Below are 17,328 nucleotides of genomic sequence, written 5' to 3'. Positions count from 1 at the left end.
ACTTAGCGAGGCTCCTTCCCACTGGCCCCCTCTTTTATGATTGCTCCTCTTCGCGCTCTGCTGCACCGTGTTGGCCCCCTGAGTCGCGTAAAGATGTTTCGCGACGCGCCGATGCAGACCCAGCGGCACATGCTGCGTACCATGCTAAACCACGCGGCCTCCACCGAATGGGGGCACCGGTACGACTTTGCCGACATTGCACGGCAAGACGATGTAGTTGCTGCCTATCAGGAGCGCGTTCCACTGCATACCTACGACGATATTGCAGAAGACGCACACCGCATCCGAAGGGGCGCCTCTGACGTGCTTTGGCCGGGCACAGCAACGCACTTTGCCGTGTCGAGCGGCACGGTTTCAGATGGAAAAGTGCTCCCCGTATCCACCGAAACCATTGATGCCAACCGGGCCTTCAGCGTTGGCGTTGGGCTCAACTATCTTGTGGAAACAGGCAAGTGGCGCTTTCTGCTGGGGCGCCACCTCACCCTTCCGGGGCGCGTAGCAGAAGACCCCGACCATCCGGGCACATACGCGGGAGAGGTAAGTGGTATTCTGGCCAAGCATGCACCGGGCTTCTTCAAGGCGCTTTACCAGGCGGTCCCGAACGAGGTCTCCTTCATCGAGAACTGGGAGACCAAGCTCAAAACCATTGCAGAGCGTACGCTTGACCAGGATATCCGGCTCGTGGTGATGGTGCCCTCGTGGGCAGTCGTGTTCTTCCAGGATGTTATCGACGCTTACAACCGGCGCTACAATGCCCGGGCAACCACCGTTCATGAGGTATGGCCCAACCTGCAGGTATTCATTTCAGGCGGCGTGGCGCTCCGCTCCTATCGCGAACAGTTGCAAGACATTATCGGCGGACCGATGGACTTCATCGAAACGTATGGGGCTTCAGAGGGCTTCTTTGCGTTTCAAGATGAACCGGACGACCCGTCGTTGCTCCTTCATCTCAACAATGGCGTGTTCTACGAGTTCGTGCCAGTCAGTGAGCATGGCTCCGCCAACCCGACTCGGCACACCATCGATACGGTTGAAACGGGCGTGCGGTACGCACTGCATGCCACGTCGTACAGCGGCCTCTGGTCGTACGATGTCGGCGATGTCGTACGGTTCACCTCGCTCGACCCGTACAAGATAGAGGTAGCCGGACGCACCAGCGAGATGATTGATAAGTTTGGTGAAGCCATCTATGCTGATGAAGTTCGCTCGGCCCTCCGAGAAGCCTGCACAGCTACCGGCGCTGAGTTCGATCACTACCACGTAGCCCCTGCCCCAGTGCGCTCTGGAGAGCCCCCACACCACGAGTGGATCATCGAGTTTGCCACGCACCCCGACGATCTTGATGCCTTTCGCGATGTGATTGACGAGCATCTAAATGAAATTAACCGCCACTACCACATTCGTCGCCAGTCACGCGGTATGGGAGCTCCTGTTATACAAGACGTTCCAGAAGGTACCTTCTATGCATGGCTTAAAGCCAGTAATGACTACATCAGTGGACAGACCAAAGTACCGCGCATGAGCGCGGAGCGCACGGTGGCCGACGCCATCCTGAACGCGCGCCCCTCCGCCGGTACAGCGGTTCGTTCCGGCCAATCGTAGGGCTTCGAAGCGCGCTATGCATCCATCGCGGACTGCGCTCTATTCCCTCGCGTCGCCTCATACAGGCAGAACCTGCATACTTTGGAACAAGCCGTTACGTGGTACGTGGTGAAATGGCACCGTGTAGCCCGTCTCCTTCTGACAGCAACCAACCCGACGCAGTGGTAATTCCCTTGGCCTCTCAGACGGGTCGCACGACGTCTAATCCGCACGTTTCCGTTCGCGTCCGCTCGAACGTCCTCGCTCCACGTAGTCGGAAGAGCATGCTGCCGCCCGATCGTTCAACTACCGATTTGTCTGCGAATGCCTTTTTAGCACGAGCACGCAGCCTACGTAACGATCGTTCTCGTAGACGACATCCGTTTACGCCTTGCCGTATTGCCGTAGCCCGCATGGTAGCTTGTATACCCGAGCCGGGTTGCGTCTTTTTGAAACCTCACCTTAGATCTCTCCCACACTCGACCTTGCATTCGGCGCCCGCCTTGAGCAGCGTCGCGCCCTCATCGTAATCCCCGCACCCACAAACCCATAGGAGCTATATGTACGTTCCGCGCGAGCAACGCATGTTGGACCAGTATCTTCAGGAAATTGGCAAGATTGACTTGCTTGAGCCCGAAGAGGAAGTCAACCTGGCCCGACGCATCAAAGAGGGCGACGAAGAAGCCCTGCACGAGCTCACCCGCGCCAACCTCCGGTTTGTCGTATCTGTTGCCAAGAAGTATCAAGGCCAGGGCCTCTCGCTCTCCGACCTGATCAACGAAGGCAACTACGGACTCATCAAGGCCGCGCAGCGCTTCGATGAAACCCGTGGCTTCAAGTTCATCTCGTATGCGGTCTGGTGGATCCGACAGGCGATCTTGCAAGCCCTCGCCGAGCAGAGCCGCGTGGTGCGTCTCCCGCTGAACCGCATTGGCGTCATCTCGAAGATTCGCAAAGCAAGTGCGCGCTTGCAGCAGGAATACGAGCGCAAACCCAACATCGAAGAGCTGGCCAACGAGCTCGAAATCGAGCCCAAGAAGGTGCGCGAGGCGCTGCAGCATACCAGCCGCCACCTTTCCGTCGATGCGCCCTTTAACGAGGAAGACGAGAACAGCCTGCTCGACGTGCTGCCCGACGAAGAGTCGGATTCTCCAGACGACGAGATGCTCGACGAATCCGTTAAGATCGATATCGAGCGGGCGCTCAACATGCTCCACGACCGCGAAGCGGAGATCACTCGCCTCTATTTTGGCATCGGACGTGAGCATCCGCTGACGCTTGAAGAGATTGGCAAACGCTTTGGACTCACCCGCGAGCGCGTCCGCCAGATCAAGGAGAAGGCCCTACGCAAGCTTCGCAAGCGCCACCGTCGCGAAGATCTCCAGGCTCACGTACGATAAAACCCGCCGTCTCATTTGATAGACCGCTACGACTCCCTAACGTCATTCTGGCGCCACTCCATCGGGCCCGGGCACGTCGTGCTGCTGCACACCCTGCAGCCCCACAACGCCGTAGCCCCTTCCATCGACTGTCGATAGGCCCTGCGCTGCTCTGTAATACGCCTCACAGCTTTCGTGCTGTGAGGCGTGTTGCATTTAGAGCCTGTTTGGGGGTTGGTTTGCAGGCGAGAGCGAGCGCCGCTGAGGCGAAAATTGGACCACGATGGCGATTCGTAGCCGGGGCTACGGGCCGACATCGGGGGCAATTTGCACCAGGGGCATGACCTTCGGCCCCAGTCCAGCGCCGCCGCTCGGAGCCCAAATTAAGAAATCAAAACAGGTTCTTAGTTGCATTTACACGCTGCTCGTGTAAGCCTGCGTGCAGACTACGTAGACCCACAAAAACATCTTCGAGACATTATACATTATTGCGAGGAGCGCTAACGACATAGTGCCCCGACCGCCGGCTCTCTCCTCGTGATGATCGTGATGATAAGGCGTAGAGCGCTGCGCTGAATCGTACCCAGACTGATTTGCAGACTGTTTCAAAGACGCGGGCTTTCTTTCTGGTGGAACTGCCCATTTTGCCCACCGTAGCGTATCGCGTCCGCCTGTCGTGGCGCAGCCTTTTTCTTGCTCCCCATTCACGCATCCCCACCGTACTATGCCCATCACACCCGACGATGTCGATCATGTGGCCAAACTGGCGTATCTTTCGTTTGCCGACCACGAGAAGGAGCAGCTGGCCGATGACATGAGCCGCATCCTCGACCATATCGACACGCTCAACGAGCTCGACACCGCAGGCGTGCCGCCTATGGCCCACGGGCTCGACCACCAGAACATGACGCGTAGCGATGAGCCTACCGAGCGCATCAGTCGCGACGATGCGCTCAAGAACGCCCCCGACACCGACGGCAGCTACGTGCGCGTGCCGCGCGTCATCGACGCCAACGGGTAAACCCGCCGCTCGCATCCCCTGACTTAAACGCCTGGTTTCGTCTGCATGGCCAACTCGTCTGCTGACCTCGGCTCGCCTCGCTGGAAGCAATCTGCGTTACGCCACGGCCTGCCCCTCGTCGGGTTCTTCGTCTTGTCGCTTCTCTACTTTGCACCGGTACACTTCGGCGGTCAAGGACTGCACGGTAACGATATCGTGCAGTGGCGGGGCATGGCCGAGGCCATGATCGAGCACGAAGAGCAGACCGGCGAGGCTGCCCTCTGGGCTCCAAACGTGTTCTCAGGGATGCCCGGCTATCATATCCGCTACGCCCCGGCGGCCCCGCAGCTCGATACAATCATCGATGCCGCCCGCCCCTACCTTTGGCCCACCACCCACTTCTTTCTGCTGCTCGCTGGGCTCTACGCCCTCGTGTTCTACCTGGTGCGCGACCGCTGGGCTGCCCTCCTTGCTGCACTCGCTTTCGGGTTCACATCCTATCTGTTTATCATCTTGGGCGCCGGGCACCAGACCAAGTTCGTAGCGATTGCCTATGCCCCGTACCTGCTCATGGCATTTGCCTACGGGATGCGAAGGCCCGGACTGCTGAGCAGCCTGCTCTTTGCCGTTGCCCTTAGCCTGCACCTGCGCGCAGACCACCCGCAGATCACGTACTACGTGCTGATGCTCGCGCTCATCTGGTGGATCGTGGAGACGGTGCGGGCCGGCCGCTCCGCCGCATGGATGCCCCACCTGAAGACCACCGGCTGGCTCGCCCTGGGCACGGCCATTGGTCTTCTCATGGTCATACACCCCTACTGGGCAACCTTCGAGTACAAAGACTACTCCATTCGCGGCGCTGCCCCCGGCGGAGAGGCCGGTGAGGGGGCGCTTGACTGGGATTATGCCATGCGCTGGAGCCAAGGCCCCAGCGAGTTCCTCACGCTTCTCATCGCCGATGCGCTGGGCGGGGGCGGGCAGACGTACTGGGGGCCGAAGCCCTTTACCGAGGGGCCGCACTACGTGGGTGGCATCGTCGTGGCACTGGCTGGACTTGCGCTCTGGAAGGTACGCACCCGCCTTGTGCTTACGCTCGGACTCGGCGCGCTCTTTACGGGGCTCTTTGCGATGGGCCGCCATGCCGCCTGGCTCAACCGGCCTATGTTCGAGTACTTTCCTTACTTCTCGGCCTTCCGCACCCCCGAAACATGGATGAGCGTTACGGTGCTCTGTGTCGTGCTTCTGGCTGCATTCGGACTCCGAGTCCTTCTGAAGCGCCCCGCATCCCCCAGAGGAAAGCACCAAAAGCGCCGCCACGCCCCTGATGGGCTCTCTACACGCGACAGCCTTATTCCGTTTGGCGCCGTAGCCGGCCTCACGCTCCTTCTCTGGGTCGGGGGCGACGCGTTCCTCTCGTTCGAAAACCCCGACGAGCGCACACGCCTCGAACAGGCTATCCAGCAGCAGCGCCCCGACCTGTCGCTCAACGACCCCCAGGTGCAGCAGTTTATCCGCGGACAGCTCGCCGACCAGCGCGCCGAGCGCCAGGAGATTTTTCAGGCGGATGCGCAGCGTACGCTTCTGTTCGTACTGCTGGCTGCCGGACTCGTATGGGCCTACCGCACGGAGCGGGTCGAGGCACGCTGGGCGGTTGGGATCGGGCTCGCTGCGCTCGTGCTGGTCGATCTCTGGGGTGTAGGTAAGCGCCATCTAAGTAGCGACGACTTCTCGCCCACCCGCAGCGTGGAGCAGCAGATCTCAACCTACGACTTTGACCGTTTCCTCATTGAGCGCCGCGAAGAGGCCGGAGGCGCGGGGCACTTCCGTGTCTATCCCATGGCGCTTAACCCGATGAACAATGCCGAACCCTCGTTCCATCACGAATCCATCGGCGGCTACCACGGCGCCAAACTGCGACGCTACCAGGACTATATCGACTTTATCTTGCAATCGGGGCAGCGCCAAGGTCCAAACAAAGGAGCGCTCGACCTGATGGGCGGGCGCTACATCATCGGGCAGCGCGCGTTGCCCGGCACCGAACCCGTCTACCGCAGCGAGCGCACCGGACTGCAGGTGTTTGAGAATCCTGATGCGCTGCCCCGCGCGTTCTTTGTGGACCGCGTGGAGGTCGAATCGGATGTTGAGGCGATGTGGAGCCGCCTGCGCGATGCGTCGACGAACCTGCGCGCACAGGCGTTCAAGCACCAGCCACTGGAATCCGACCTCGACCCGATCGACGCTGGCGCCCCGCCGTCTGTCACGCTCGAAACGTTTACCCCTCCCGAAATTGAGTGGACCGTCGAAACCAGCGGCCAGCATCTTCTGGTCGTAAACGAGGTCTACTATCCCGCCGGGTGGAACGCCTACCTCAACGGCGAGCCCGTGCCGATTCACCGCGTAAACTACCTGCAGCGCGGCGTTGTTATCCCTGAAGGCGAGCACACGCTCACTATGCGCTTCGAGCCCCGTTCCGACCAAGTGGGTGGCGTCATCGCCCAGATAGCCACAGCCAGCGTCTACGTGAGCATCATTGCGCTGCTCGCACTGCCCTGGTGGCGTCGCCGCAAGAACGGTACCTCGGATCCACAACCTGACGACACAGCCTCTTCTGGCAAGAGTTCTGCTTCAGCGAAGTCTGCTTCAGCGGATGCATAGCGCCTCGCCCTCCTCATCCCCGCAACGCGACGCCTGCATGCCTGCTAAACGCCGTGTTTTACTTGTTGCATATTACATGCCTCCAGCTGGTGGGCCGGCCGTGCAGCGCATTCTGCAGTTCGTAGAGGGCCTGCCCGCTCACAACTGGCAGGTCGACGTGCTCACCGTGCAGGCTGGCTCGTACCCCACGACCGACCCGGAGCTGCAGGCAGCTGTGCCGCCGTCGGTGCGCATTCACCGCACGCCCGCGCTCGATCCGTATGCGCTCTATGCTCGTTTGCAGGGAACCCCCCGCACGCAAGATGCCATTCCCGCCGGATCCTTCGACCCGCGGGCGGCTTCGTGGACCGAGCATCTGGCCCGCTGGATCCGCGCCAACATCTTTCTTCCAGATGCACGCATTGGGTGGTGGCCCTTTGGCGTATGGCGCGGCCTGCAGCTTTTGAGGCAGCACCGCTACGACGCCCTGCTCACCAGTGGCGCCCCGCACTCGGTGCACTGCATCGGGCACACGCTACACCGCATCACCAATACGCCGTGGGTCGCCGACCTGCACGACCCGTGGACGGATATCGGGTTCTACGACGAGCTGCCTCACACGCGGTGGGCGCGCCGCCTGGATGCTGCTCTCGAACGCGCTGTGCTGCAGACGGCCACCCGCGTGACCACCGTGAGTCCGACCTGGCGGGCGCTGTTTCAGGCAAAAGGCGCTACGATGGGTCCGGTCGTCGAAAATGGGTTTGCAGCGAGCGACATGGATGCGCTCGACGTGCCCGTGCGTCGCGACCGGTTTGCGCTCTCGCATGTCGGATCGCTCTACGCCAATCGCAACCCGGTAGCCCTCTGGGATGCGCTCGCTGGCCTCCGCGATCAGGACCTGCTTCCACATCTGGAGCTGCAGCTTGTCGGACGCGTGGCACCGGTTGTTGAGGACGCGCTCCGTGCTCGCGAGCTTCTCGACTGCACCACCGTGGTCTCGTTCGTTCCACACGAGAAGGCCCTGCGGTATATGGCTGAAAGTGCTTTGCTTGTGCTCTGCATCGAGCCGTTTGGCGTGGATACGGGCATGATTACCAGCAAGCTCTATGAGTACCTGGCTACCGGGCGTCCGGTGCTGGGCATTGGGCCGCCCGATGGCGATGCTGCCGGGCTGCTCCGCAAGTACGATGCCGGTGCGATGGCTGCCCGCGACGACATCGCGCTCGTTAAAGAAATGCTTATGTCGCACTATGAGGCCTGGTCCGCCGGGGCTCCGTTGTCGGGGGCGGTGCGCTCTGACCTTGCGCCTCACACCCGTACCGCTCAGGCACGCCGCATGGCGCACGCGCTTACTGACGCGCATCAGTCTGCCTAATTGCGCATCCTTCTTGCACCCTGGTGGCGGCTCCTCGTGCATGGAACGGGCGGTCGGGGTTCGCTTTCGTATGTCTGATGTATTTCCTAACGCTCCGTATCCTCCTATGCCTATTGGTGCCCATGTCTCTGTTGCCGGCGGTGTCGAGCATGCCGTAGACCGCCAGTGTGCTATCGGCGGCACGTGCGGACAGATCTTTACGCACGCCCCGCAGATCTGGGCGCACACGCCGATTAGCGACGAACAGGTCGAGGCCTTTCAGCAGGGCACGCAGGAACGCCTTGCTGGGCCGTGGATGATTCATGCGTCGTATCTGGTGAATCTGAGTACGCCCAAGCCCGACCTGCGCCGCAAGTCCGTTCATTCGCTGCAACAGGAGCTCGACACCGCTGCGGTGCTCGGCATTCCGTATGTGAACGTGCACGCAGGGGCGCACACCGGATCTGGAGCCGACACCGGGTTGCAGAACGCTGCCTCGGCCCTGGACGCGCTTGAGGTGCCAGACGGGGTTACGCTACTCATTGAGACCGATGCCGGTAGCGGTACGAAGCTGGGCGCTCGGTTCGAGGAGCTTGCATTCCTTCTCGATGCCTCTGCTCATGCGCTTGGCATCTGCCTCGACACCGCGCACGTGCTCGTAGCCGGGTACGACCTGACCACGCCTGCAGCGGTGGATGCTACGGTAGACGCCTTCGACGACGTGGTGGGCCTGGACTACCTGAAGGCGATTCACTTGAACGACTCCAAGCACGCCTGTGGCACGCATCGCGACGAGCATGCGCATATTGGCGAGGGATACATTGGCACGGACGGCATGCAGCGCATCGTTACGCATCCGGCACTGCGCGATCTGCCGTTTATCCTGGAGACGCCCAACACGGACGCCCGAGGCCATGCCGACAACATTGAGCGTGTGCGCTCGCTTCGCAGTGAGGCGGGCATCTCATCGTAGGACTCTGTACCCGGTCTTGGGCAGCGACCGGCTCTACCGCTACCACCGGTCGTTGTGGTGGTCGGGGCGGAGGTGGCGGAAGGTTGGGATGAAGCGGAGGCGTACGCCCGTTATGCCGTCAGGGCCCAGCCCCAGAGCAAGGTCGAAGAACGTGGTGTCGCGAAAGAACGGAGCGACTCGCATGCCCACGTGGCCACTCACGCGCAGGGGCACGCCGGGCGTGGGGGGGGGCGTGCGCTCTATCGTTGCGTCGAAAGCAAACTGCTCAAATACGTCGTTGTAGACGGCCCCGGCATGCCCCCCCACGTACGGCTCCAGCACAAGCAGATTTCCGATGTTGCGGGCTACGACGCGATAGCGCGCCCCGAACAGCACCCGGTCGCGCGCCAGGAAACGTCCGCGGGCCCCCCCTGGCATGCGAAAGGCATCGAGGTCCGACAGGTACGAGGGTGGCACGGGGCGATCGTCTATGCCGCGCGCCACGCGAGCGTTTGCCGTCAGGTCGAGCGTTTGGCGCTCTGTAAGCGGGACGTGCCCGGCCAGATCGGCCTCGTAGCTCCAGAAGTTGACCCCTCCCGACAGATCCAGGTAGCGGCCCACCTGCAGATGCGCAAGCACGCCGTGGTTGGGCCCGTGCTCACGGTCGCGCGTGTCGAGGGCCAGTCCCAACTGTGGACGCACACCCGTCATCGTTCTCGTGTTGATTGAGCCGTCGCGGCTGCGTCCAAACGAGAGCAGGTATGCCTGCGAAGCTACGTCCAGGCGGTTGAATGCGTTGTCGTCGTCATCGCGCTGGTCGTAGATGCGGTCGTGCACGACATGCAGCTGCGCATGCACCCGCAGCGCAGACGTCCCGAACGGCAGGTAGCGGCCCCGCATCCCGCCGCGCAGCTGCGTGCGGTGCAGCGAAAGGCGGGTGTCATCTTGCGGGAACGGTCCTACGCCGTAGAACCAGCCGCGGCGCGTATGAAAGACCCGCCCCTCGACCACCGTAAAGCCCAGAATGCGATGACGCCACTGCGGCGACCACGCCACTGTGCCCACCTGCTGATGCTGCCCAACCAGCGCCGTAACGAGTCCGCGGCTTCCGCGCCCGCCCAGGTTGTGCACCGAGAGCCCGGCGCCTATCCCGAAGCCCGTACGCGGCCCCCAGATGTTGGCCAGATACGGGCGCGGATTCACCCAGACAGAGGCTTCCGGCTCCGAATCGTCCTGCGCAGAGTTGTCCTGTACAGCCACAGACTGCCCGAAGGCCGCCGGCCCCCACAGCCCAGCACACAAAACGAGAACGAATGCGACGGCTCGGATACGCACAGATTGGATACGCACAGGATTTCGGGTACATATTCGGAGAAGTTCGGACGCACCCGGGCAGCCGTTCCTGCACAAGTGCATGAGCTCTTCTATATTACGGGATAGAAGACACCCGATTGTGTTACTTTCCATCAAAAGCCCCCTCCCATGCGCGTTCTTGTCATCGGAAGCGGCGGGCGCGAACACGCGCTCTGCCGGGCCCTCGCCGACAGTCCTTCGTGCACCCACGTCTTTGCCGCACCCGGCAACCCCGGCACCGCAGCGGTAGGCACCAACCTTTCGCTCAATCCCGCCGATCACAGCGCTGTGATCCGTTCTGTGCGAGAGCACGACATCGATTATACGATCATCGGTCCTGAGAAGCCACTCGTTGACGGACTTGCCGACCACCTGCGGGCTCATGACCATCCGGTTGTGGGGCCGAGCGCCGACGCTGCCCGGCTGGAAGGCAGCAAGGCCTTTGCAAAATCATTCATGCAGGAGCACGGCATTCCCACTGCCTCGTTCCGCACCTTCGAAGCCGACGAGGCCGAGGCCGCCCACGACTACCTCCGCACGCAGCCGGTACCTGTTGTGGTAAAGGCGAGCGGACTGGCCGGCGGCAAGGGCGCGCTCGTCTGCACCACCCGCGAGGAGGCCCACGAAGCGCTCGACCGCATCGTCGATGGGCGCGACTTCGGCGCAGCAGGCGACCGGGTCGTCATCGAGGCCTTCATGGAGGGCGACGAAGCCAGCGTGTTCGTCCTTACCGACGGTGATCGCTACGTAGTGTGTCCGCCGTCGCAAGACCACAAAGCCATCGGCGAAGGCGGAACCGGTCCCAACACCGGCGGCATGGGCGCCTATGCTCCCACCCCGCTGGTTGACGGTGCAACCCTTACCGCTGTCTGCCGCACCGTCGTGGAGCCTACGCTCAAGGGGCTCTCCGATGCCGGCACGCCCTACCGGGGCATCCTGTACGTCGGGCTCATGCTCACCGACGATGGCCCCAAGGTCGTTGAGTACAACTGCCGATGGGGCGATCCCGAAGCACAGGTGGTGCTCCCCCTCCTCGAAAACGACCATGCTGCTCTCTTCGACGCCGTCGCCCGCAACGCCCTGACCGGCGTGCAGGTGCGCGCCAGTGCCGAAGCGTGCGTGGGCGTTGTTCTCGCCTCACAGGGCTACCCGCACGCCTACGACACCGGCGTTCCCATCGAAGGCGTCGACCTTGCCGAGCAGATGCGTGGCGTACACGTTATCCATGCCGGCACCCGCCTCACCGAAAACGGCGCCCTCGTCACCGACGGCGGGCGCGTGCTCTGCGTTGTGGCTACCGCACCCGACCTCAAAACCGCTATCGAACGCGCGTACAAGGGCGCCGACGCCATTCAGTTCGACGGCAAAACCCTTCGACGCGACATCGCCCGTAGCGGCCTGATGGCGACATAATGGCGGCCTGATAGCATCCTAATTTCCCACAGCACATGTTCTACCTGGGTGGCATCTGGTGTAATTGGTATAGAGGGATGCGCACGCAGCGACCTGTCGGACATGGCATCGCGGTTTACGTCGCCCTGGTGCTCATCGGGACGTTCGGTCTCGCAGGCGCACCGTCTGCCGCCCCCTCGGAGGCCGATCGCGTTTCCCTGGCTCCCGCCGGTACCCATGCCGGTGCCCGTGGTGATGCCGGTGTCGACACCGTGCGCATAAACGCCGTGCAGGTCGATACCCTGGCCACCTTCGACGCTGCGACCGCCCTGCACCGCGATCCACGAGGGCGCCTGTACGTGCTCGAACCCGAGCGCCACCGCTTGCACGTGCTCAACGCCGCAGGCACCCGGCAGCGCACCATAGGCGGAAGCGGGTCGCGCGCCGGACAGTTTAGCCGGCCTGCGGGGATCGACCCGACAAACGGACAGACCCTTCTCATCGCCGACACCGGCAACGGGCGGGTTCAGCGCCTCGACGCCGATGGGCGTCCGCTGGAGCTGCTGCCGGTGTCGCATCGTGAGGAAGCTCTCGACCCGGTTTACCGCCCGGCTCGCGACGAGCGGGCCCCGACCGGTACCGGACGCCCCATTGCGGTGCACAGCACTGCCGGCGACGGCCTGGCGCTCATTGAGTCTGATGCCCGGGCCGTGTGGTACCTCGACCGGCAGCGCACCCTCGCGCGGCGCCTCACGCCGCCCGACGTGCCACTTGCCCGCTGGCAGCCTCACGCACTTGCCCGCAGCACACCCGGCGACCTCTGGATCGTCGATGCCGAACGGGCCCAGGTCCTCATCACCGATAGCTTCGGGAGCATCGTGTCCACCCATATTGGCCCTACGGATGCAGATCCGTTTGTGAGCGTGTTTGCAACCGGGAGCGCAGTCGGACTTGTGCGCGCCGATGGCATCACGCTGCATGATGCCAGCACGTACCTGGCGCGCCAGCATGTCGAGTGGCCTGCCAATGCCGCGCCCCTGCGAAGCGTGGCGGCCAGCCGTGATACGCTCTACCTGCTTGCCGGCACTCACCTCCTTTCGGTGCACCGGTAGTCCCGACCGCTCGCTCCAGGCCGAATGACGCCGGGAGCGCAGAAACCTGCAGCTCCCTCTTTTTGTACTGTTTTCCTACCCGACAGTACTGTATTCCCTGTTAGATCGAAACAGTCATGCAGATAGATATCACTGAGCGCGCTCAGCATCAGCTTCGCACCGTTGCCAGAGAAGAATCGGTTGTTGTAGATGACACGTACTTGCGTATTGCCGTAGTCCCTGGCGGCTGCTCGGGACTCACGTACGACCTTGGCTGGGACACCACCCTGCAAGACGCTGACGAAGCCCACCAAGTCAATGACATCACTGTCATTGCCGACCAGCGCAGTGCGCTCTACCTTGACGGGTCTGAGCTTGACTTTACCGACGGCCTCGATGGCGAAGGCTTTCACTTTGCCAATCCCCAGGCCGCGCGCACCTGTGCCTGTGGCGAATCGTTTGGCGTGTAGCGCGATCATAATGATCACAATGCAGGTCTTGCGATTCTACAGCGGAATGTCCCGTAAAAAGCAGCGTACGGTAGTGGGTAGACGCTAAGTGATGAGGCTATTGGACCCTGTAGTTTCGTCTTGTTCGAACCCCCTCTCCCTTTATTCCGCTTCGCCCCATGAGTCGTCCTACGGACTCGTTTGGGTTTCTCCGCCTCGTCCAAGGGAGAGATGTCCACAGGATCACGCCTCCGGCGAAGCTCGGTAGACAGAGGGGATTGAAGGGGGGATGTGATGATGTCATCCAAGTGACAATCACTCACACGTGACAATCACTTAACAGTAAACCGCTACCCAGCGTACAAAGCTATACTGCCACGCTCTATTACGGTGTCCCCTACCGAGCGTCGACAGCGCTAACGGGGGTGTATAGCATCAGATAGGGCGGGGGAGGTATACCTGTGCTTCGATGCGCCCTGCTCCCCTGTGGGGTCTGATCGCCCTCCGCTGCACACATCTTTTGTGGTGCCGGCTACGCTTCGCCTCCCCCTGCAGCTCCTATCGCTTGCCCGGGAAACGACGGAGCGGCTTGCATCGCCCATGCACCCTCTTACCTAACGTTGGACGCCGATGAACGGCATTGCTGTTAACACCCTCCTGACATCGCTTGGGCTGGTTGCGGCTGGATTCACAGGCGCTTTTCTACTGTACCGGCTCTTTCGGTGGCTCGCTACGCTGGCCGATCGCAGCCGCTTTCAGATCGACGGCCTTGTGCTCCGCATCATTGGGCGTCCAATTAGCGTGCTGGTGGCGCTGGGGTCGGTAAACTACGCGCTCTTCCGGATTCCTGAGGTGCAGGCCCAGTTTGGAGCATGGAGCGGCGCCCAGAACGCGCTGCTGGTCATTACGGGGACGTGGATTCTTGCCAGCCTGGTGAAAGCCATTGTGCGCGAGTACGGCCTGCCGATGGCTCAGCGCACCGACACCGATGTAGACGAGCGCGTGATTCGCCTGCTCGACCTTACGGCCGTCTACCTGATCTGGACCGGTGGTATTCTTATCGCGTTTCGCGAGATTGGCATTGAGATCACGGCGTTCATCGCCTCGCTCGGTATCGTGGGGCTGGCCGTGGCGCTGGCGGCTCGCACGGTGCTCTCAAACGTGCTAGCGGGCGTTACGCTCACCGCCGACCGCAACTTTCGCGTGGGCGATCGCATCCAGGTGGGCGACTACATTGGGGATGTGCTGGAGATTAACCTGCACAAGACGGTCATCCGCACGCGCGACAACGAGATTGTGCTGATCCCGAATGATGTGCTCGGCAAGGAGGTGATCATCAACCATATGCTGCCCGAGCAGACAACGCGTATTGAGATGACGATCGGCATTGCCTACGATGCCGACCTGGACCAGGCTACTGCTATTCTACAGGAGATTCTTCACGACTCCGATCGCATTCACGACGATCCACCGCCCGAGGTGAACGTGGCTGCACTGGGTGACAACGCGATCGTGCTGCAGATTCTGGTTTGGATCGACCGTCCGCGCGGCAAGCGCTCGGTGCGCAACGCGGTCTACCGCAAGGCGCTGGCGCGGTTTGCAGAGGCCGGCATCACCATTCCATTTCCTCAGCGCACACTTCATCTTGCCCCTTCTGCGCAGAATGTGTCTCTTCTTTCTGACGGATCTGCAGTATCACAGCCATAGGCGCTGTGACCGGCATAGCTCAGAGCAGGGGCTGCTGGCATGAAGCACACAAAGATAACAACTGCTCTTCTTTGGCCGCTTGTCTTTGAGGAATATTGTCCTGTATCATACGTATATGTGCAGATACATAGCAGTCCCTTGCTCCCACTCTACCTGCGGATCAACTGTAGGTCAACTGTGCGTTAACACTCCTGCACGTATCTCCCACCCTGAACTTCTACGCTGGACTTTTACTTGCCTGATAGTACTATGCTTATCAACTTGCCCGCTAAGCTTCGTGATTTTGGTCTGCTCTTGCTTCGGCTGGGCGCCGGGCTCTTCATGTTTATCGGCCATGGCTGGGGCAAGATCGTAGCGGGTCCAGAGCAGTGGGAAGGGCTTGGAGGCACTATGGAGCTCATCGGCATCACCTTTCTTCCGGTGGTCTGGGGCTTTATGGCCGCTCTCGCCGAGTCAGTCGCTGCGGTGCTGCTTGCTGTCGGGTTCCTAACTCGTACTGCTGCGCTCCTCTTGATCGGCACGATGGGCATGGCTGCTTTTATGCACCTATCTCGCGGCGACGGGCTGTTTGGGCAGGGAAGCGCCGAGATGGCCCTGCTGTACGGATTTATCTTCCTGACGTTCTTTATCACCGGCCCTGGCAAATACAGCGTCGATGCGCTCATGCGTAACGAGCGCCGGTAGTGCTCTTAACAACCCGCCAGCGCGATTGCGCTGCATGGCGCATGCACACCACGTAGCATCCCCCCCTCGCATCTACTCCTCATCGTCATTCGCCTCATGGCGCGTCCACACCAGACGCTGTCCTTCGATGATTCCCACCCGGTCGGCGTAGCCTGCGGGCACCTCCAGTACGTGCTGTGCCGGCACGCCAGACTGCACCTGCTCTTGCGAGTACGGACGCGTGTACTTGGTCATGGATACGATCTCGCCTTCACGGTCGGCAAAGATAATGTCGAGTGCCAGCGGCGTGTTTGCCATCCAGAAGCTCTGGGGCTGTTCCTGCTCAAAAATGAACAGCATGCCGCCATCTTCCGGTAGCGACGTGCGCTCCATCAGTCCCCGTGCGCGTGCCGAATCGGTGTCGGCAATCTCGATGTTGAGCGTGCGCAGCGTATCGTTATCCTGTAAGATATGCAGGGTGCCATCCGATCGAAAGGGAATTGGGTCCTCAATCTCTTCTTGCGGATCGGCAGGGGCTCCAGCCTCTTCTTCGGCACATCCCACCAGCACAGCGCCGCACAGCGCAAGCAGGCAGATTGGTATGATGCGAGCAGACCAGTACAAAAACGACATAAACGGAGTAAAATTAGCGAAGTAGTATAAGAAAGATCGTGTGCGATGATCGTGTCGGGGAGAGCACGTTACTCATCGATGCGAGTCCACCGAATTCGCGCATCGGTCCCGATGTTGTGGCGATCCACGAATCCAGCCCGCACCTCGACCACGTACCGGCGAGGCGCCTCCGGCGACACCTCTGCATCCGAGAAGGGACGCGTACGCTCCACAATATTTATGACCTCCTCGTCATCGTCTACGAAAATCATATCGAGTGGGAGCGGCGTGTTGCGCATCCACATGGAGCCCGTACCGACTTCGTCAAACACGAAGAGCATGCCCTTGTCATAGCCCATCGAGCGGCGATGCATGAGTCCCTGGGCGCGTGCTTGATCGGTATCGGCAATCTCGATGTCGATGACGGCCAGCGTGTCGCCCTCTGCTGACTCAAACGCGAGCGTGCCATCATGCCGGAACGTAGCGGGGTCTGTGGCCGTGCCGCGGCGCTCCTCCTCGGCACATCCGGTGGAAAGGAGAACGGTGCTCAGAAGCAAAGCGGCCACGAGGAGCAATGACCCAGTATGATACCCGGCAGACAACTTCATGATGGTGTTGATGATGAGGAAGATAGCGTTTTCTGCATGTAGATGACGTTTGGCAGCGGGTTCTCGTAGTAGGCGTCAATCTCTTTAAAGCCAAAGCGTCTGTATAGGCGAAGCGCTGCGCGAAGCGTATCGAGCGTGTCAAGACGCATTGTGGAATAGCCACGGCGGCGGGCCGCGTTAAGGATCGCGTCTACAAGGGCGTTCCCCCACCCTGCGTCTCGCGCTTCGGGGCGTACGTATAGCCGCTTCATCTCGCACACGTCGGGCCGATCAAGCGGCTTCAGGGCTACGCATCCAACTGCCTGTATGGGCAATGTTTCAGGGGGATGCGCAAGCAAGATCACTCCTTGCGGCGCAGCATACGGCCCCGGAAGCGCCTGCAGTTCCTGCTCGAAGTCCTGAAAGCAGAGGTCTACGTCCAGTTCGCGCGCGTACTCGCGGAAGAGCTGCCTTGCCGTGTCGAGTTCGGCAGATGTTTGCACTGGACGAATTGGCATGGGAGTATCGTGAGGTTGTTATGCAGTTGTTATGCGGCGGGTGAGGACCTGTTTGG

Annotated in this window: 15 protein-coding genes; 11 read left to right on the top strand and 4 right to left on the bottom strand. The window is 61.3% G+C overall.

From position 1 onward, the window contains the following. The first annotated feature begins 36 nt into the window (after positions 1–36). From ACZ48V_RS08660 to ACZ48V_RS08635, 6 genes are all read left to right on the top strand, one after another. Positions 37–1,602, top strand: coding sequence for a GH3 auxin-responsive promoter family protein (locus ACZ48V_RS08660; RefSeq protein WP_464538357.1), 1,566 nt, complete (start codon positions 37–39; stop codon positions 1,600–1,602). Positions 1,603–2,141: 539 nt separating this feature from the next. Continuing rightward, positions 2,142–2,981: a sigma-70 family RNA polymerase sigma factor gene (locus ACZ48V_RS08655; protein WP_464538356.1), complete on the top strand. Its 840-nt coding sequence runs from the start codon at positions 2,142–2,144 to the stop codon at positions 2,979–2,981. Positions 2,982–3,684: 703 nt separating this feature from the next. Then, positions 3,685–3,981 (top strand): Asp-tRNA(Asn)/Glu-tRNA(Gln) amidotransferase subunit GatC, encoded by a 297-nt coding sequence (gene gatC, locus ACZ48V_RS08650; protein ID WP_464538355.1) that lies wholly within the window; start codon positions 3,685–3,687, stop codon positions 3,979–3,981. A 45-nt stretch (positions 3,982–4,026) separates the two neighbouring features. Further along, entirely contained in the window at positions 4,027–6,615 is a 2,589-nt protein-coding gene (locus ACZ48V_RS08645; protein ID WP_464538354.1) for a hypothetical protein, read from the top strand. Positions 6,616–6,652: 37 nt separating this feature from the next. Beyond that, positions 6,653–7,969 carry a glycosyltransferase gene (locus ACZ48V_RS08640; RefSeq protein WP_464538353.1) on the top strand — a complete coding sequence of 439 codons (1,317 nt, stop codon included), beginning with the start codon at positions 6,653–6,655 and terminating at the stop codon, positions 7,967–7,969. Between the two features lie 106 nt (positions 7,970–8,075). Further along, positions 8,076–8,921: a deoxyribonuclease IV gene (locus tag ACZ48V_RS08635; RefSeq protein WP_464538352.1), complete on the top strand. Its 846-nt coding sequence runs from the start codon at positions 8,076–8,078 to the stop codon at positions 8,919–8,921. A gap of 39 nt (positions 8,922–8,960) precedes the next feature. Here ACZ48V_RS08635 and ACZ48V_RS08630 read toward each other — a convergent pair whose 3' ends face one another. Continuing rightward, entirely contained in the window at positions 8,961–10,250 is a 1,290-nt protein-coding gene (locus ACZ48V_RS08630; RefSeq protein ID WP_464538351.1) for a BamA/TamA family outer membrane protein, read from the bottom strand. Positions 10,251–10,382: 132 nt separating this feature from the next. On the opposite strand from ACZ48V_RS08630, the gene purD reads away from it, so the two are divergent. The 5 genes from purD to ACZ48V_RS08605 all read left to right on the top strand — a co-directional run bounded on the left by purD (position 10,383) and on the right by ACZ48V_RS08605 (position 15,576). After that, positions 10,383–11,666: a phosphoribosylamine--glycine ligase gene (gene purD / locus ACZ48V_RS08625; RefSeq protein ID WP_464538350.1), complete on the top strand. Its 1,284-nt coding sequence runs from the start codon at positions 10,383–10,385 to the stop codon at positions 11,664–11,666. 77 nt (positions 11,667–11,743) lie between these two features. Beyond that, on the top strand, positions 11,744–12,757 hold the full coding sequence (locus ACZ48V_RS08620) for an NHL repeat-containing protein (protein ID WP_464538349.1): 1,014 nt from the start codon (positions 11,744–11,746) through the stop codon (positions 12,755–12,757). A 116-nt stretch (positions 12,758–12,873) separates the two neighbouring features. Next, on the top strand, positions 12,874–13,206 hold the full coding sequence (locus ACZ48V_RS08615) for a HesB/IscA family protein (protein WP_464538348.1): 333 nt from the start codon (positions 12,874–12,876) through the stop codon (positions 13,204–13,206). Between the two features lie 609 nt (positions 13,207–13,815). Then, entirely contained in the window at positions 13,816–14,892 is a 1,077-nt protein-coding gene (locus ACZ48V_RS08610; RefSeq protein ID WP_464538347.1) for a mechanosensitive ion channel family protein, read from the top strand. Between the two features lie 249 nt (positions 14,893–15,141). Then, positions 15,142–15,576 carry a DoxX family protein gene (locus ACZ48V_RS08605; protein WP_464538346.1) on the top strand — a complete coding sequence of 145 codons (435 nt, stop codon included), beginning with the start codon at positions 15,142–15,144 and terminating at the stop codon, positions 15,574–15,576. Between the two features lie 72 nt (positions 15,577–15,648). On the opposite strand, the gene ACZ48V_RS08600 is transcribed toward ACZ48V_RS08605, so the two are convergent. The 3 genes from ACZ48V_RS08600 to ACZ48V_RS08590 form a co-directional block, all read right to left on the bottom strand. After that, positions 15,649–16,188, bottom strand: a complete 540-nt coding sequence (locus tag ACZ48V_RS08600; protein ID WP_464538345.1) for a DUF192 domain-containing protein — start codon at positions 16,186–16,188, stop codon at positions 15,649–15,651. Positions 16,189–16,256: 68 nt separating this feature from the next. Beyond that, a complete protein-coding gene (locus tag ACZ48V_RS08595) occupies positions 16,257–16,775 on the bottom strand; it encodes a DUF192 domain-containing protein (RefSeq protein WP_464538344.1) in 519 nt (172 codons plus the stop codon). Next, on the bottom strand, positions 16,772–17,272 hold the full coding sequence (locus tag ACZ48V_RS08590; protein ID WP_464538343.1) for a GNAT family N-acetyltransferase: 501 nt from the start codon (positions 17,270–17,272) through the stop codon (positions 16,772–16,774). The genes ACZ48V_RS08595 and ACZ48V_RS08590 overlap by 4 nt, the downstream gene beginning before the upstream one ends. Positions 17,273–17,328 lie beyond the last annotated feature (56 nt).

It is taken from the genome of Longimonas haloalkaliphila (genome assembly GCF_055379825.1).
This window is presented reverse-complemented; position numbering and strand designations above follow the sequence as displayed.